Origin of the sequence: Pseudolysinimonas sp. (genome assembly GCF_051954455.1) — a bacterium.
Classification (GTDB): domain Bacteria; phylum Actinomycetota; class Actinomycetes; order Actinomycetales; family Microbacteriaceae; genus Pseudolysinimonas.
In genome coordinates this window covers 85,605-101,505 of sequence record NZ_JBQCHS010000025.1, presented here as the reverse complement: position 1 = coordinate 101,505, position 15,901 = coordinate 85,605, and the positions used below count along the sequence as shown (strand labels likewise).

General features: G+C 73.1%; 13 protein-coding genes. 6 read left to right on the top strand and 7 right to left on the bottom strand.

The features are described 5' to 3' along the window. On the top strand, positions 1 to 220 hold a 220-nt coding region (locus ACTHM3_RS12065), incomplete at its 5' end, for a hypothetical protein (RefSeq protein WP_440406350.1). A 68-nt stretch (positions 221 to 288) separates the two neighbouring features. Here ACTHM3_RS12065 and recQ read toward each other — a convergent pair. Both recQ and ACTHM3_RS12055 read right to left on the bottom strand, forming a co-directional pair. Then, complete coding sequence (gene recQ, locus ACTHM3_RS12060; protein ID WP_440406349.1) at positions 289 to 2,136, bottom strand: DNA helicase RecQ; 1,848 nt, start codon at positions 2,134 to 2,136, stop codon at positions 289 to 291. A gap of 575 nt (positions 2,137 to 2,711) precedes the next feature. Continuing rightward, positions 2,712 to 4,583, bottom strand: a complete 1,872-nt coding sequence (locus ACTHM3_RS12055) for a DEAD/DEAH box helicase (protein ID WP_440406348.1) — start codon at positions 4,581 to 4,583, stop codon at positions 2,712 to 2,714. Positions 4,584 to 4,773: 190 nt separating this feature from the next. Between ACTHM3_RS12055 and ACTHM3_RS12050 the strand changes: the two genes are divergently transcribed. After that, positions 4,774 to 5,724 carry an alpha/beta hydrolase gene (locus ACTHM3_RS12050; protein WP_440406347.1) on the top strand — a complete coding sequence of 317 codons (951 nt, stop codon included), beginning with the start codon at positions 4,774 to 4,776 and terminating at the stop codon, positions 5,722 to 5,724. Positions 5,725 to 5,787: 63 nt separating this feature from the next. Here the strand turns inward: ACTHM3_RS12050 and ACTHM3_RS12045 are convergent, their stop codons facing one another. Further along, positions 5,788 to 8,892 carry an efflux RND transporter permease subunit gene (locus ACTHM3_RS12045; RefSeq protein WP_440406346.1) on the bottom strand — a complete coding sequence of 1,035 codons (3,105 nt, stop codon included), beginning with the start codon at positions 8,890 to 8,892 and terminating at the stop codon, positions 5,788 to 5,790. Positions 8,893 to 8,988: 96 nt separating this feature from the next. Next, positions 8,989 to 9,405, bottom strand: a complete 417-nt coding sequence (locus ACTHM3_RS12040) for a DUF2000 family protein (RefSeq protein WP_440406345.1) — start codon at positions 9,403 to 9,405, stop codon at positions 8,989 to 8,991. Positions 9,406 to 9,454: 49 nt separating this feature from the next. Here ACTHM3_RS12040 and ACTHM3_RS12035 point away from each other — a divergent pair, with 49 nt between their 5' ends. Beyond that, positions 9,455 to 10,249 carry an AraC family transcriptional regulator gene (locus ACTHM3_RS12035; RefSeq protein ID WP_440406344.1) on the top strand — a complete coding sequence of 265 codons (795 nt, stop codon included), beginning with the start codon at positions 9,455 to 9,457 and terminating at the stop codon, positions 10,247 to 10,249. 1 nt (position 10,250) lies between these two features. On the opposite strand, the gene yczR is transcribed toward ACTHM3_RS12035, so the two are convergent. Further along, positions 10,251 to 11,675, bottom strand: a complete 1,425-nt coding sequence (yczR, locus tag ACTHM3_RS12030; RefSeq protein ID WP_440406343.1) for a MocR-like transcription factor YczR — start codon at positions 11,673 to 11,675, stop codon at positions 10,251 to 10,253. 61 nt (positions 11,676 to 11,736) lie between these two features. On the opposite strand from yczR, the gene yczE reads away from it, so the two are divergent. After that, positions 11,737 to 12,504: a membrane protein YczE gene (gene yczE / locus ACTHM3_RS12025; protein ID WP_440406342.1), complete on the top strand. Its 768-nt coding sequence runs from the start codon at positions 11,737 to 11,739 to the stop codon at positions 12,502 to 12,504. A 111-nt stretch (positions 12,505 to 12,615) separates the two neighbouring features. Here yczE and ACTHM3_RS12020 read toward each other — a convergent pair whose 3' ends face one another. Then, positions 12,616 to 13,791 (bottom strand): serine/threonine-protein kinase, encoded by a 1,176-nt coding sequence (locus tag ACTHM3_RS12020; RefSeq protein WP_440406341.1) that lies wholly within the window; start codon positions 13,789 to 13,791, stop codon positions 12,616 to 12,618. Next, positions 13,788 to 14,213, bottom strand: a complete 426-nt coding sequence (locus ACTHM3_RS12015) for a hypothetical protein (RefSeq protein ID WP_440406340.1) — start codon at positions 14,211 to 14,213, stop codon at positions 13,788 to 13,790. Before ACTHM3_RS12015 ends, ACTHM3_RS12020 begins: the two co-directional genes overlap by 4 nt. Before the next feature lie 233 nt (positions 14,214 to 14,446). On the opposite strand from ACTHM3_RS12015, the gene ACTHM3_RS12010 reads away from it, so the two are divergent. Beyond that, positions 14,447 to 15,268, top strand: a complete 822-nt coding sequence (locus ACTHM3_RS12010) for a DUF4097 family beta strand repeat-containing protein (RefSeq protein ID WP_440406339.1) — start codon at positions 14,447 to 14,449, stop codon at positions 15,266 to 15,268. Beyond that, positions 15,265 to 15,888, top strand: coding sequence for a PadR family transcriptional regulator (locus ACTHM3_RS12005; protein ID WP_440406338.1), 624 nt, complete (start codon positions 15,265 to 15,267; stop codon positions 15,886 to 15,888). The genes ACTHM3_RS12010 and ACTHM3_RS12005 overlap by 4 nt, the downstream gene beginning before the upstream one ends. Positions 15,889 to 15,901: the final 13 nt, after the last annotated feature.

The window sequence follows — 15,901 nt, the reverse complement described above, 5'->3', positions numbered from 1 at the left end:
GCCCGCGGCGGGGGGCCGGCGCGCCCCGGCGGGGCGCGCCCGGCCCGCGCGGGGGGCGCGCGCCCCCCCCCCCCCCGAGGCCGCGGCGAAGGAGGCCTTCAGCGACGCGACGAAGGCGGCGTCGTTCGCCGCGGCCGGTGCGCTCGCGCTCGGCCTGATCGCGACGCTGACCCTGCGGTCGCGGCCCGTCGAGCGGGTCGAGTCGCCGCGGATCGAGTAACCGCGGGTCGAGTAACCGCGCAGCGGCGTATCGAGACCTCGTCGCCCCGCGGGCCTCCGCGGCAGACCTCAGGCCGCCGGCTGCTCCTCGCCGACGACCGCGAGCACGCCCTCGCCGTAGGACTCGAGCTTCTTCTCCCCCACGCCGCTGATGGCGGCGAGCTCGTCGAGGCTCCCCGGACGCGTGAGCGCGATGCCGCGGAGAGTCGCATCGCCGAAGACGATGTACGCAGGAACGCCCGCCTCACGCGCGACGCCCGCACGCCACTCCCGAAGCCGCTCGAACAGCGGCCGCGCCTCCTCCGGCAGCTCCGCGCCGGCGCGCTGCTTCGACGCGCGGGTCGCCCGCGGCGCCTCGCGGCGGAGGAGCACGGTGCGCTCGCCGCTCAGCACCGCGGCCGAGGCGTCGGTGATGACGAGGGTGCCGTATCCGTCGGAGCCGACGCCGAGGAGCCCCTGGGCGAGCAGCTGCCGCACCACCCCGCGCCACTCCTGCTCCGACAGCTCGGTGCCGATGCCGTAGGTGCGCAGTTCGTCGTGCCCGTGCTGGCGGACGCGCTCGGTGGACTTGCCGAGGAGGATGTCGATGAGGTGACCGGCGCCGAAGCGCTGGTTGCGCTCGCGCTTCAGCCGCACCACGGTCGAGAGCAGCTTCTGCGCCGGGACCGTGCCGTCGATCGTCTCGGGCGGGGCGAGACAGGTGTCGCAGTTGCCGCAGGGCGCGCTCTCCTGGCCGAAGTAGCCGAGCAACTGCTGCCGACGGCACTGCACGGTCTCGCAGAGCGCGAGCATCGCGTCGAGGTGCTGCGATTGCCGGCGCTTGTGCGCGGCGTCGCCGTCGCCCTCGTCGATCATGCGGCGCTGCTGCACCACGTCCTGCAGTCCGTAGGCCAGCCAGGCGGTCGATGGGAGGCCGTCGCGGCCGGCGCGCCCGGTCTCTTGGTAGTAGCCCTCGACGCTCTTCGGCAGGTCGAGGTGGGCGACGAAGCGCACGTCCGGCTTGTCGATGCCCATGCCGAACGCGATCGTCGCGACCATGACGATGCCGTCCTCGCGCAGGAAGCGCGACTGGTTGCGGGATCGCGTCGCCGCGTCGAGTCCCGCGTGGTACGGCAGGGCCTCGATGCCCTCGGCGACCAGGGCTTCGGCCGTCTTCTCGACGCTCGCGCGCGAGAGGCAGTACACGATGCCCGCGTCGCCCGGATGCTCGGTGCGGATGAGCTGCAGGAGCTGCGCGAGCGGCTGGTTCTTGGCCTCGATCCGGTACTGGAGGTTGGGGCGGTCGAAGCTGGCGACGAACTGCCGGGCGCCCTGCAGCTCCAGGCGGGTCACGATCTCCTGCCGCGTCTGCGCGGTGGCGGTCGCGGTCAGCGCGACCCGCGGGACCTGCGGCCAGCGCTCGTGGAGCATCGAGAGTTGGAGGTAGTCGGGGCGGAAGTCGTGCCCCCACTGCGAGACGCAGTGCGCCTCGTCGATCGCGAACAGCGCGATGCCCGGCCCGGACGCGACCCGGTCGAGGAGCGAACGCGTCGACTCGAGCGACAGCCGCTCGGGCGCGAGGTAGAGCATGTCGAGGTCGCCGGCGAGCAGCGCCTGCTCGACCCCGCGGCGCTGATCGGCGTCCTGCGTCGAGTTGAGGAACGCGGCCCGCACGCCGACCGCGGCGAGCGCCGAGACCTGGTCGTGCATGAGCGCGATGAGCGGCGACACGACGATGCCGGTGCCCGGCCGGACGATCGAGGGGATCTGGTAGCACAGCGACTTGCCGCCGCCGGTCGGCATGAGCACGAGGGCGTCGCCGCCAGCGACGACCCGGTCGACGATCGCTGCCTGCTCGCCGCGGAACGCGTCGTAGCCCCAGACCCGGTGCAGGGTCTCGAGCGCGGCGGCCGGAGCGGCGGACGGGGCGGGGGGCATGGCTCCCAGGCTACGCATCGCCGGCGACGCCGCGTCGGGACGTATCCCCCCTGCGGGTGGCACCCCAAAGCGTGATCCCGTGGGGGGATCGCGGCGGGTTAGCGTCGTCGTGGCTCGTTACCCATGCACCGCGTCTTGCGCTCCGCGGTCCGTCAGCCCGATCCGGCCTCCTCTCCCGAGGGGGCCGGATCTCTGTGTCCGGCATCTACTCCCCGGCACAACCCCCGCGAATCGTGGGGAACCCCGGGTTCCCGGGGATCCGACGCGCGGTTTCGCACGATTCGACGGGGCGTCCGGAGTCGGGGTCGGGAGTCGGGAGCGGCGACGGGGTGGGTGGGGACCAGTCGGCGACGAGACGCTTGCCCAGCGGGATCGCGGTGTCGCGGCCGTATCCGAGCGCCGCGTAGAAGGCGAGCGCGTCGTCGTTGCCCTCGCGCACAGGAAGAGCTCCGGCTGCACCCGGAGCTTCCGCTCGATGTCGCGACGCGGGTCGTTCCAGGGGCGCGTGAGACCGCACCGCTCCCAGAGGGCGACGACGGCGTCCGTGTCACCCTCCGAGAACCGGCGGATCCTCACTAGTTGCCCGCGAGCTCCGCGATGAGGGCGTCGCCGGGCACGACCTGCGACCACTCGGCCTGGATCTCGGCACGGGCGAGCAGGTCCTCGGTGCGGCGGCGGCGGTTGCGCGGCACGAGGGTCACGACGGTGCCCTCCTTGCCGGCGCGGCCGGTGCGACCGGAGCGGTGCAGGTAGGCCTTGTACTCGTCGGGCGCGTCGGCCTGGATGACGAGCGCGATGTCGTCCACGTGGATACCGCGGGCGGCGACGTCGGTCGCGACGAGAACGTCGACGCGGCCGCTGGTGAGCTTCTCGAGCGCCCGGGTGCGGCGCGACTGGGTGAGGTCGCCGTGGATCGACTCCGCGCGGATGCCGTGGTCGTCGAGGAGGTCGGCCAGCTGCTCTGCGAACGCGCGGGTGCGCGCGAACACGAGCTTCTTGCCGGGGCCGGACGCCAGCTCCACGAGCACCTGCTGCTTGTCGCGCTGGTCGAGCAGCAGCACGCGGTGATCGATGGTCGAGCTCGCCTGGTCCTCGCCCGCGACCTCGAACACGGCCGGCTCGACGAGGTACTTCTCGACGATCTCGGCAACCCCGCTGTCGAGCGTGGCCGAGAAGAGCAGCTTCTGGCCGCCGACCGCGGTCCGGTCGAGGATCTCCTGCACCGGCTCCGCGAACCCGAGCTCGCACATGTGGTCGGCCTCGTCGAGCACGGTGATGACCGTCTTCGAGAGGTCGAGCTTGCCCTGCCCGGCCAGGACGCCGACACGGCCGGGGGTGCCGATCACGATGTCGACGCCGCGCTGGAGCGCGCCGAGCTGTCGGGCGTACGGCACGCCGCCGTAGATCTGCGTGGTGAAGAGGCCGACGCTCTGCGCGAGGGGCTGCACGGTCCGGTCGATCTGGAGGGCGAGCTCGCGGGTCGGCGCCAGGATGAGGGCGCGCGGCGCGCGACCGAACTCGCGCCGCTTCTGGTCGCCGCGCTGCATCTGCAGGAGGCGCTCGACGAGCGGGGCGCCGAAGGCGATGGTCTTGCCGGAGCCGGTGCGCCCGCGGCCGAGCACGTCGCGGCCGGCGAGGACGTCCGGGATCGTCGCGGCCTGGATGGGGAACGGCGCGACCGCGCCGAGCTTCTCGAGCGCGGTCGTGATGTTCTGGCCGAGGCCGAGGTCGCCGAACCCGAGGCCCGAGACCTCCCCGGCCTCGACGGCCTGCGCGGTCAGGCGCTCGAGGACGACGTCCTCGACGAACGGCTTCGCCTCGGCCGGGCGCTCGTCGCGGTCGCGGCGCGGGGCCGGTCGGTCGTCGTACGAGCGGCGCGGACGGTCGTCGAAGGAGCGGCGGGCCGGTCGGTCGTCGAAGGAACGCCGGGCCGGGCGCTCGTCGAACGAGCGGCGAGCGGGTCGGTCGTCACGGGCCGGGCGCTCGTCACGAGCCGGACGGTCGTCGAAGGAACGGCGCGCGGGACGGTCGTCGTAGGAGCGCGCCGGACGCTCATCGTAGGAACGGCGGGCCGGGCGGTCCTCCCGCGCGGCACGGTCCTCGCGCGGCGGGCGCTCGTCCCAGGAGCGACGCGGCCGGTCGTCGTACGAGCGGGCCGGGCGCTCGTCGCGCGAGCGACGGCGCTCCTCGGGGGCGCGCTCCGGGCGGAACTTCGCGTCCTTGCCGCGGGGCTCCCAGACGGGGCGACCGTCCTCGGCACGCTGGGGGCGCGCGGCGCGCTCCGGGCGACCGGAGCGCTCGGGGCGGCCGGCGCGATCCGAGTAGCCGCGGTCGGACGCCGCGGCGCCGCCACGGGGGCGCTCCGCCGGCTTGCCGTGGGCGGCGCGCTTCTCGGAGCTCCAGCGCGGCTTCTTGGCGGAGTTGTGGGCAGGGGTGTTCTTGGGCATGGTGCGTCGTCTTCCGGATCGCATGATGGAGAACCCGAACGAACGATGGTCGGGCCGTGGATGGACGGCCCGCACGACCACACAGGTGAAGCGGAGAGAGCGCGGCAGAGCCACGCGGTCGAGAGCCGACCTGGCCACGTTACAGGATCCGACACGGATTCGGGGGGAATCCGCGATTATGCTCCGACCCTTGCGCGCCGGACCGATGACCTTCGCGGCCATCGGCGTCCTCGCCGCGGTGCTCGCCCCGAGCGCCTGCGCGATCGGCGGCACCCCCGACGCGGGAGTCACGCCGCGCACCCGGGTCGACGATCCCGCGCTGGCGACGCTGCCGAACGTCCGCGTCACCCGCGACGTCGCGTACCGCAGCGATGCCGGCATCCCGCAGACCCTCGACGTCTGCACCCCGCCTACCGCCGCCCGGGCGAAGGATCCCGGTCTGTTCGCCGCGATCGTCGAGGTGCACGGCGGCAGCTGGGCGCGCGGCGACAAGGCCGACCTCGGCTGGCGCGCGATCTGCCAATGGCTCGCCTCCTCCGGCTACGTCGTCTTCAACCTCGACTACCGCTTCGCGCCTGAGCATCCCTTCCCCGCCGGCTTCGACGACCTCCGCGCCGCCGTGGAGTGGATCCGCGAGCCGGCGCAGGTGACGCGCTGGGATCTCGACCCCGACCGGGTCGGCGCCTTCGGCGGCTCCGCCGGCGGCAACCTCGTGTCCCTGCTCGGCACGACCGGCCGCGGCGGCTGGACGACCGGATCCCGCGTCGCCGCCGTCGTCGAGATGTCCGGCCCCGCCGACCTCACGGGCCGGGACGTCAACCCCGACTTCGTGCCCGACCAGCTGGCCTACCTGCACTGCACCTCCGAGGGCGACTGCCCGGACGCGCGGCGGGCGTCGCCGGTCTTCCAGGTCGATCCGACCGACCCGCCGTTCTTCATCACGCACTCGACCGACGAGACGAGGATCCCGATTGCGCAATCGGAGGCGTTCGCGGCGCGACTGCGGAGGGCCGGCGGCGACACGACGTTCGTCGTCGTGCAGGGGCGCGCGCACTCGATCGCGGCGATGAGCGACGACCTGAAGACACGGATCGCGGCCTTCTACCGGCGCACGCTCGGCCCGGCCGCGCGGGTCGAGTAGCGCCGTAGGCGCGTATCGAGACCTCCGTAGCGTGACGGGAGGTCTCGATACGCCGCTGCGCGTCTACTCGATCCGCGGCGCCCGACGCGCCGAGCGGCGCTCGCGCGCGCCCTCGACGAGCACGTAGAGCGCCGGCAGCACGATGAGCGTCAGGATCGTCGACGACACCAGCCCGCCGATCACGACGATCGCGAGCGGCTGCGAGATGAACCCGCCGTGTCCGGTCAGGCCGATCGCCATCGGCAGCAGGGCGAAGATCGTCGCGAGCGCGGTCATGAGGATCGGCCGGAGGCGTCGGGCGGCACCGTGCACGACCGCGTCCTCGACGCTCATCCCCTTGCGCCGGTACTGGTTGACGAGGTCGATGAGCACGATCGCGTTCGTGACGACGATGCCGATGAGCATGAGCACGCCGATGAGCGACGCTGCGCCGAGCGGGATCCCGGACAGGTACTGCAGGACGATCGCGCCGGTGGCGGCGAACGGCACCGACACGAGCAGCAGCAGCGGCTGCCGCAGGCTGCGGAACGTCGCCACCATGACCGTGTAGACGATGAGGATCGCGGCGAGCAGCGCCAGCCCGAGCTGACCGAACGCGTTGGCCTGGTCCTTCGTCGCGCCGCCGAGGGTCGCGGTGGTGCCGGCCGGCAGCTTCACCGCGTCGACCGCCTTCTGCACGTTCGCCGACGCCGTGCCGAGGTCCGAGCTCTTCGGGGTGACCGTGATGGTCGCGGTGCGCTGCCCCCGCTGCGTGCTGATCGACTGCGGCCCGTTCACCTGCTGCACGGTCGCGAGATCGCTGAGCGGCACCGCGCCGGTCGGCGTCGGAACCCGGAACGCCTTCAGCTGATCGACCGTCGTCGGGGCGTCCGGGTCGGTGATGTAGATGTCGAGCGTGCGGTCGTCGAGCTCGACGGAGCCGGAGGACGTCGGCAGCATCGCCTGCGACACCAGCCGCCCCACCGCGACCTCGCTGAGCCCGGCCTGCGCGGCCTTGGCGCGGTCCACCTGGATCGCCAGGTAGGGCTGCGTCGCGGAGAGGTCGCTCGTCGCCTGCGCGGTCTGCGACAGCCTCTTCACCTTCGCGAGGATGTCGTCGGCGGCCGACTGCAGATCCTTGGCGCTCGACGAGGCGATGTCCACCTCGATGTCGGAGCCGCCGAACCCGGCGTTGCCGCTCGACAGGTCGACCTCGCCGACCCCGCTCAGCCTCTTGACGGCGGCGCGCACGTCGGCCTGGATCGTGTCCTGGTTCTTGTTCGCGTCGGTCGTGATCGAGAACGTGACCCCGCCGCCTCCGCCGAATGCCGCCGCGAGCGAGCTTCCGCCCCCGCCGGAGCCGATGGAGGTCTGCACGATCTTCACGCCGTCGACCGCGCGGATCGCCTTCTCGACCTTCTTCGCGGCGGTGTCGGACGCCTCGAGGCTCGTCGCCGGCGGCAGGGTCTCGGTGACGGTGATCGTGTTCTGGCCGCTCGATCCGATGAAGTTGGTCTTCAGCCCGAGGACGCCGAGCGCGGCGGAGCCGGCGAGGATCGCGACGGCGACGAGGACGGTCAGCCAGCGGAAGCGCGTGGTCCACCGGATGACCGGCAGGTACCCGCGCTGGAGCGCCGTGGGCCGGTCGAGCTCGTCCTCGTCGGTCGCAGCACCGGCGACGGCGTCGTGCTTGTGACCGGTCGGGCGGGCCTTCAGGAACCAGTACGCGAGGACCGGGACGATCGTGAGCGCGACGAAGAGCGAGGCGAGCAGTGCGATCGTGACGGTGAGCGCGAAGGGGCGGAACAGCTCCCCCGTGATGTCGCCGACGAGGGCGATCGGCAGGAACACGGCGACCGTCGTGACGGTCGAGGCCGTGACCGCGACTGCGACCTCGCGCACCGCGGCGGTGATGGCGGGGAGCTTCTCCTCGCCGAGCGACAGATGTCGCTTGATGTTCTCGGTGACGACGATGGAGTCGTCGACCACGCGCCCGACGGCGATCGTGATCGCGCCGAGCGTCAGCACGTTGAGGGTGTAGCCGACGCCCCACATCACGATGAAGGCGATGAGCAGCGAGACCGGGATCGAGATCGCGGTCACGATCGTCGAGCGGAAGGAGAGGAGGAACAGCAGGATCACGACGACCGCGAACAGCAGGCCGAGCGCGCCCTCCTCGGCGAGCGAGTTGATCGACTGCTCGATGTAGGGCGCCTGGTCGAAGACGACCGTGATCTTCGCGCCGGATCCGAGGTCCTTCTCCAGCTGCGGCAGGGCCGCGTTGACCTCGCGCGACACGTCGACGGTGTTGCCCGCGGGGGTCTTGGAGACCGCGACGGTGAGCGAGTCCTTGCCGTTGACCCGCGAGATGCCCGCGACCGGGTTCTCGACCGTCTGCACCGTCGCGACGTCGCCGATCGTCGGCACGGCGGCACCCGGCGCGACGCGCGCGCCGATGAGCGGCAGGGCGGCGAGATCGTCGGTGGAGCCGATGCGCTGCCCCGCCTGGACGTCGAGCGTCTTGTCGCCCTCCGTGATCGCGCCCGAGGCGAGCAGGATCCCGTTCTGCTGAAGCGCCGACGCGATCGCCTGCGTCGTGAGCCCCGCCTGCGCGAGCTTCGCGGCGTCGGGGGTGATGGTGATGCGCTGCCCGCGGTCGCCGAGCACGCTCGCCTGGCGGACGCCGTCGAGCTGCTGCAGCTTCGTGACCGTCGACTGCTGCAGCCGCGACGCGAGCGTGGCGGGGTCGAGATCCGAGGTGACGGCGAGCTGGATGACCGGGAAGTCGGAGATGCTGAACGACAGCACCTGCGGCGTCACCCCGTCCGGCAGGCGTGACCCCAACCGATCGACGGCGAGCTGCACCTTCTGCTCGGCGGTCGTGAGGTTCGTGCCGTAGGCGAACGCGGCCGTGACGACCGACTGCCCCGACTTCGAGGTGGAGTGGGTGGAGTCGAGGCCCTCGACCCCCTGGATCGCATCCTCGATCGGCGTCGACACGTCGTTCTCGACGACCTGCGGGCTGGCACCCGGGTAGGTCGACACGACCGTGATCTGCGGCAGCGAGAGCGAGGGGAACAGCTCCTGCTTGAGCAGGGTGAGCGAGATGCTGCCGAAGACCGCGACGACGATCGTCAGCAGGGCGATCAGGGCGCGGTTGCGGAGGCTGAAAACGGACAGCAGGTGCACGGGGAGGTCTCCTCGGTAGGTCCGCACACCATTCTTCGCGAGCGGCGGCGGCGAACGTACTCCCGGCGGATGAAAGCCGGCCGATTGCCGCCGGAGTCAGGAGTGCAGCGTCGCCGCCTTCGTGATCCGGTCGACGACGTTCTTCGGCCCGTGGAGAGCGAGCCCGACGAGGTTCAGGTCGTCGCCGCCGAAGCGGGCGACCTCGGCCCGGTTCGCCTCGTCGTGCCCGGTCGCGAAGATCTCCTCGATGTAGACGGCGACGCGGAGCCCCCGTACCACCGCCTTCGCACGCGCCGCAGCGAGCGTCGCGGCGTCGGCCGCGAACACGAGCACGGGCTGGCGGAGCATCGGCAGGTAGGCGGTTCCGTCCGCGTCGCGGTACGGCTCGCCGGTCATGCCGGATTCTGCCGCAACGCCGCTCGCGAGGAAGGCGGTGACGTTGAGCTCCTGCCAGGCGGCCAGGTCGTCGCGCAGCAGGATCGCGATCTTGGTGTCGAAGCGAACGGGGTCCATGGCGCCATGCTCCCGGCGGTCGCCGGCGGCCGTCTTGTACGTTTCGACCATGGCCGAGCGGGACAGCGTGCGGGCCTGGCGCCCCGGGGTGCCGGGCGTGCAGGAGGTGCTGCACGCCGAGTTCCACGGCCACGCCTATCCGCTGCACACGCACGCCGAGTGGACGCTGCTGCTCATCGACGCCGGCGAGGTCGCCTACCGACTCGACGGGCGCGAGCTGCGCGCCCCCGCGTCGACGCTCACGATCCTGCCGCCCGGGGTGCCGCACGACGGCCGCGCCGCCGCGGGCACCGACGGCTTCCGCAAGCGCGTGGCCTACCTCGACGCCGGGTGGCTCGGCGGGGACCTCGTCGACCGGGTGGTGGACGCCCCGCTCGTCGCGCATCCCGCGATCGCCGGCGCCGCGTCGCGGATGCACCGCGCCCTCGCGAGCGGCGGGGACGGGCTGCGCGCCGAGAGCGAGCTGCTCGCGATCCGCTCGGTCGTGCTCCGCGAGCTGGCCGGACGCCGCGCGCGCCACCGGCGCGACGACCCGCTCGCGGCGCGGCTGCGCGCGCTCCTCGACGACCGGGTCACGGGCGCGCCGACCCTCGCGAGCGCGGCAGTCGAGCTGGGTGCCTCGCCGACGCGGCTCGTGCGGGCGTTCACCGCCGCCTACGGGATCCCGCCGCACCGCTACCTCACCGGGCGCCGGGTCGACCTCGCCCGGCATCTGCTGCTGCGGGGTCGACCGCCGGCGGAGGTCGCGGCGGCCGTCGGCTTCTACGATCAGGCGCACCTGACCCGGCACTTCGCACGCACGCTCGGCGTGACGCCGGCCCGGTTCGCCCGCGCGGCCGCATGACTCAGACGACGGCCGCGAGATCCTCGATGCCGATGTCGACGGGATGCCGCGACACCCGCGCCCACGCGGCCGCTAGTCCGTCGACCGCCTCGTCGAGCACGGCGACCGGATGGCTGAACGGGATCCGCAGGAAGCGCTCGAAGACGCCGTCCATCCCGAAGCGGGGCCCCGCCGCGATGACGACCCCCTCGCTGCGGGCGGCGAGCGCGACCTGCGAGCTGACGGGCGCGCCGAGCTCCACCCAGAGGGTCAGACCGCCCGCCGGCTCGGGCGCGTGCCAGTCGGGGATGCGCGCCGCGAGCAGTCCTCGCAGGTGATCCCGGCCCGCGCGCAGCAGCTCGCGGCGCTCGACGAGGATCCGGTCGTAGTCCGGCAGGAGCTCGCGCACGATGAGCTGCTCGAGGATCGGCGTGCCGAGGTCGCTGCCGAACCGGGCGCGGGCGAGCCGTTGGATGAGTTCGCGGTCGGCGCGGATCCAGCCGATCCGCAGGCCTCCCCAGAGTGTCTTGCCCACCGAGCCGACCGTGACGACGTCGCCGTGGACGCCGAACGGGGTCACCGGCCGGCCGGGACCGAGATCGAAGCCGAGCTCGCCCATCGTCTCGTCGACGACGAGAACCGTCCCCTGTCGAGCCGCCATCGCGACGAGCCGCGCACGGAGCCCCGGTTCCATCGACCGCCCGGTCGGGTTGTGCTGGTCGGGCTGCAGGTAGGCGAGCGCGGGGCTCGTGCGCTGGAGCGCCTGCTCGAGCCCGGCCTCGTCCCATCCGTCGTCCGTCGTCACCGGCACCGGCACCAGACGGCCGCCCGCCTGACGGAGGGCCTCCATCGCGTGCGGGTAGGTGGGCGACTCGACCAGCACCCGGTCGCCGCGCGAGAGCAGTGTGCGGGCGATGAGGGCGATCGCGGACTGCGCGCCGGTGGTGACGAGGATCTCGTCCGGGTCGGTCGGGAGTCCGCGGGCCGTGAACCGATCGGCGAGCGCCTGCCGCAGCACCCGCTGCCCGACGGTGTCGAAGCCCGAGTCGGTCAGGAACGACGGCAGCAGGGCCGCGGCCCGCATCGCGGCGTCGGCCACCTGCGGCACGGCGGGCAGCGTCGCCTTGCTGAGGTCGATGAGGTCGGTCTCGATCGGCGGGGCCTCCGCGTCGACGCGGTTCGGGAGCCGGACCGCGCTGCCGGAGCCGCGCACGCTCTCGAGGTACCCGCCCTCGCGCAGCTGGGCGTACGCCGCGGTCACGGTCGTGCGACTGACGCCGAGCTGGGCGGCGAGCTCCCGCTCCGCGGGGAGGCGCGTGCCGAGCGCGAGCCGCCCGTCGAGCACGAGCAGCCGCACGCGGTCGGCGAGGGCGAGGTAGGCGGGCGCGCTCTCGACGCGCCACGATCCCAGAGCGGAGGCCAATCCTCGGGCGGTGAGCGCGACCATGAGGCCACCCTACGCGGATTGGCTATGGCGAACCAGTCCAATTCGGAAGTTGGATTCCTCTGTGGCTCTCTCCCTCCCGATCGCGATCCCGACCGCGGGCGACGCTCCCGCGATCCGCGCGCGCCGCATCGCGCAGCTGCTCGGCGGCCTCTTCCTCTACGGCATCGCGATCTCGCTCGAGGTCCGCGCCGGGATCGGGCTCTCGCCCTGGGACGTGCTCGCCCAGGGCCTCGCGAACCGGACGGGCATCCCGTTCGGCTTCGTGACCAACATCGTCGGGGCGCTGGTGCTGCTGGTCTGGATCCCACTGCGGCAGCGCCCCGGCATCGGCACCGTGCTCAACGTCCTCCTCGTGGGGCCGAGCGCGCAGCTCGGACTGTGGCTCATCCCTCAGCAGCACGCCCCGATGCTGCAGGGGCTGATGTTCGCGGGCGGCCTGCTCCTCCTGGCCGTCGCGACCGGCCTCTACATCGGCGCACGGATGGGACCGGGCCCGCGCGACGGCCTCATGACCGGCCTGCGGCAGCGCTTCGGCTGGAGCATCTGGGTCGCCCGCACGATCGTCGAGGGATCGGTGCTCGTCGTCGGCGCGATCCTCGGCGGGCAGGTGGGCATCGGCACGGTCGCGTTCGTGCTCCTCGTCGGACCGCTCGTGCACGTCGCGATGCCGCTGCTGCGGGTGCCGGGCGGGGCGGCCGAGACACCGGTCGTGCGCCCGCGGCCCGCCGCCGGGCTCGCGTCGTTCCGCCCGCGGTCGGGTGACCGCGACGGCGAGCGGGTCTACGCCGACCTCCGCGCGGTATCGCAGCGCGACGAGCGGGTCGGGTAGCGCGCAGCGTCCCCGGGGGTCGAGTAGCGCGCGGCGCGGTTCGGGACCCTCGCCCGAGAGATCTCGATACGCGCCTGCGGCGCTACTCGATCCGCTCCGCGGCGGTCCCGCTCAGCGGGCGACGTCGTGCTCGAGCTGACGCAGATGATCGCCGAGGGTGCCGCCGACCGCCGGGTAGCTCGACACCGGGTCGGGCTGAGCCGGCGCCGGATGCGGGATGCCCACGACGGCGAGCAGCAACGCCGTCACGCCGATGGCGGCGAGGACGCCGAGGGCGACGACGAGGGGCAGGCGGAGGGCTCGCGAACGCGGGGAGCGCGCGGCCCGGGGCGGGGCGCTCGCCGGTGGGGCGGAGCGCGACGCCGGCGCCGCGAGCACCTCCGTCGCCGCGTCCGCGCGCGGCAGCACCTTGGTCCGCTCCAGCTGCTCGGACCCGCGGCCGGTGTCCTCGGCGAGCAGCGCGGTGAGGCGCTCGGCGACGGATGACGCCGACGGCCGAGCGCCCGGATCCCGCGCCGTCATCCGTGTCAGCAGGTCGCGCCAGGCCGCGGGCACGGTCTCCGGGACGACCGGGTCGCGGGCCAGGCGAGCGGCGGCGGCCTCGACGGCGTTCCCCGGGAACTCGCGCCGGCCGGTCAGGCACTCCAGCAGCACGAGGCCGAGGGCGTACACGTCGGTGGTGGGCGTCACCGCGACGCCCTGTACCTGCTCCGGGCTCATGTAGCCCGCCGTGCCGATGACGGAGCCGGTCGCCGTGATCTTGGCGTCGTCGACGAGGCGGGCGATGCCGAGGTCGGTCAGCTTCGCCGCCGCCGCCGAGCCGTCCGCGTCGGGCAGCAGGATGTTGCCGGGCGCCACGTCGCGGTGCACGATCCCACGCCCGTGGATGTAGTCGAGGGCCCGCGCGACGTCCGCACCGAGCGCCGCAACCGCGGCCGCAGGCAGCGGGCCGTCGGCCAGCCGGGTCCGCAGGTCGGAGCCCGGGACGTACTCCATGACGAGCACTCCGCGACCGTCCGCGTCGGCGACGGCGTCGAACAGCGTGACGAGCGAGGGGTGCGCGAGTCGCGCAAGGAGCCGCACCTCGGCCCGCTGCCGGGCGAGGTCGTCGGCGGAGGCGAGCTCCTGCCGGAAGACCTTGAGCGCGACGTCGCGGCCGAGCGTCTCGTCGTGCGCGCGGTAGACCCGCGCCATGCCCCCGTCGCCGAGACGGTCGACGATCCGGTAGCGGCCGGCGACGAACCCGGTCGCGCCGGCGGGGCCGGAGCGCTCGTGGACGGCGGTCACGGTCCCCCGTCCTTCTTCTTGCCGCCGGGTCCACCGGGCGCCTTGCCGGGGCCCTGGTGCTGTTGTTGCTGCTCCTCCTGCTGCTGCTGGAGCTGGTCGATCTGCGCCTGCAGGGCGGCCTGCTCGGCCGCGGCCTTCAGCCGTTCGAGGTCGGCGCGCACGGCGGAGACGGAGGCCGCGATCGCGTCGTGCCGCTGGGCGGTGATCCGCCCGGCCTTCGCGGCCGCATCGTTCGCCTTCTCCAGCGCGTCGAGCCGATCGAGTGCACCGGCGTAGTCCTTGCCGGTGGCACTGGTCGCCACGTCGAGGACGCCGTGCTGCAGGGTGCTCGCGGTCGCGGCGGAGTACCCGTCGCCGGCCGCACATCCCGCGAGGGAGAGCACGACGACGAGCGCCGCGACGGCCGCAGCGACACGTCTCATACCGATGGATCCCCTCGCTTTCGGGCATTCGACGCTACGTCGGGCGGATGAGGCCGGTCTCATGCGAGACGTCGAGTGCCGATTCCATGCCCGGTGGAATCAAATCTTCACCTGGGATTTCCACGATGCTCCAGCCCGGCTGTGAGTCGCGGGACGTCCGGCCCTTGCGCCCCACGCAGTCGCGATATATCGTGACTTCCAACACGCGATATATCGCGAGAAAGGGGGCCATCGTGGCCGAGGACAAGTGGCTCCTGGACGGGCCGAAGACCATCGACGTCGAAGGGATCCGCCGGCTCAAGGTGAGCCTCATCCGCGGGCAGGTCGACATCATCGCGCACGACGAGCCCGGCACCCGGGTCGAGGTGCACTCGGTCCGCGGGCGCGACCTCAAGGTCAGCGTCGCGGGCGACACGCTCGAGATCGACCACCCCCAGATCCGGTGGGACAACTGGATCGAGGCGTTCCGCTCCTTCAACGGCACCGCGAGCGCGGATGTGAGCATCGCGGTCCCGCGGGAGGTCGCGCTGAAGCTCGGGGTCGTGAGCGCGACCGCGCTCATCAGCGGACTCCGCGAGGACGCGTCCCTCAGCACCGTGAGCGGTGACGTCACCGTCGACGGGGTGTCCGGCGACCTGCAGCTCAACGCCGTGAGCGGCGAGCTGACGGTCCGCAATCACTACGGCAAGGTGAACGCCCACACCGTCAGCGGGGCGATCACGGTGTCGGGCGAGGTGCTCGGGTTCAGCGCCGACGGGGTGAGCGGCGAGATCATGCTCGACCTGACCGGCGTGCCCGACGGGGTGAAGGTCAACACGGTCAGCGGCGACGTGACCGCGCGCCTCGAGCCGACCACCGCGACCTCCTACACGATCAACACCGTGAGCGGGCGTCTCCAGCTCGACGACGCGCAGATCACGAGCATCCGCGGACGCTACGCCGCGAAGTACGGCACGCTCGAGCAGCGCTGGACCGACTTCCGCGCCAACACCGTCAGCGGCAACGTGAGCGTGCTGCACGTCGCGGGCGCGGCGCACTCCCCCGCCTCCGCATGAGTCCGGCGGTCTTCGCCCACGGGCACCTGCGGCTGTACCTGCTGAGCCTGCTCGCCGAGCGGTCGATGCACGGCTACGAGGTCATCCAGGCGCTCGCCGACCGCTTCGGCGGGACCTACGTGCCGAGCGCGGGCACGATCTACCCCCGGCTCGCGAAGCTGGAGGAGGAGGGCCTCGTCACCAAGACAGCCGAGGGCCGCAAGACGGTGTACGCGATCACCGAGGCGGGGCGCGCCGAGCTCGCCGGGCGCGAGGACGAACTGGGCGGCATCGAGGCGGAGCTGACCGACTCCGTGCGCCGGCTGGCCGACGAGGTGCGGTCCTCCGTCGACGACGCGATGCGCTCCCTCCGCGCCGACCTCGCGGCGGCCGCCCGGGAGGCGCGCGGCGAGGCGGCGACGAGCGGTCGTGTCACGCACGTCGACGACGACCGGATGCGGTCACGCGCCCAGCTGCACGACGCCGAGTCGCTCCTCGCCGAGTTCCGCGCCGAGCTGCGGACGGAGCTGCGGCCCGCCGCGGCCGAGGGCCGGCTCGACGCCGCGACGGTCGACCTGCTCCGATCGGGTCTCCGCGAGCTGCGGAAGCAGGTGACGGCGGCGCTCCGGAACCGCGGCTGAACGGCGGCATCGG

What these genes read in the sequence shown, in the direction of transcription:
- recQ (WP_440406349.1), bottom strand. Translation starts at nt 2,136, where the DNA reads ATGCCCCCCGCCCCGTCCGCCGCTCCGGCCGCCGCGCTCGAGACCCTG.
- ACTHM3_RS12055 (WP_440406348.1), bottom strand. Translation starts at nt 4,583, where the DNA reads ATGCCCAAGAACACCCCTGCCCACAACTCCGCCAAGAAGCCGCGCTGG.
- ACTHM3_RS12040 (WP_440406345.1), bottom strand. Translation starts at nt 9,405, where the DNA reads ATGGACCCCGTTCGCTTCGACACCAAGATCGCGATCCTGCTGCGCGAC.
- ACTHM3_RS12035 (WP_440406344.1), top strand. Translation starts at nt 9,455, where the DNA reads ATGGCCGAGCGGGACAGCGTGCGGGCCTGGCGCCCCGGGGTGCCGGGC.
- yczR (WP_440406343.1), bottom strand. Translation starts at nt 11,675, where the DNA reads ATGGTCGCGCTCACCGCCCGAGGATTGGCCTCCGCTCTGGGATCGTGG.
- ACTHM3_RS12015 (WP_440406340.1), bottom strand. Translation starts at nt 14,213, where the DNA reads ATGAGACGTGTCGCTGCGGCCGTCGCGGCGCTCGTCGTCGTGCTCTCC.
- ACTHM3_RS12005 (WP_440406338.1), top strand. Translation starts at nt 15,265, where the DNA reads ATGAGTCCGGCGGTCTTCGCCCACGGGCACCTGCGGCTGTACCTGCTG.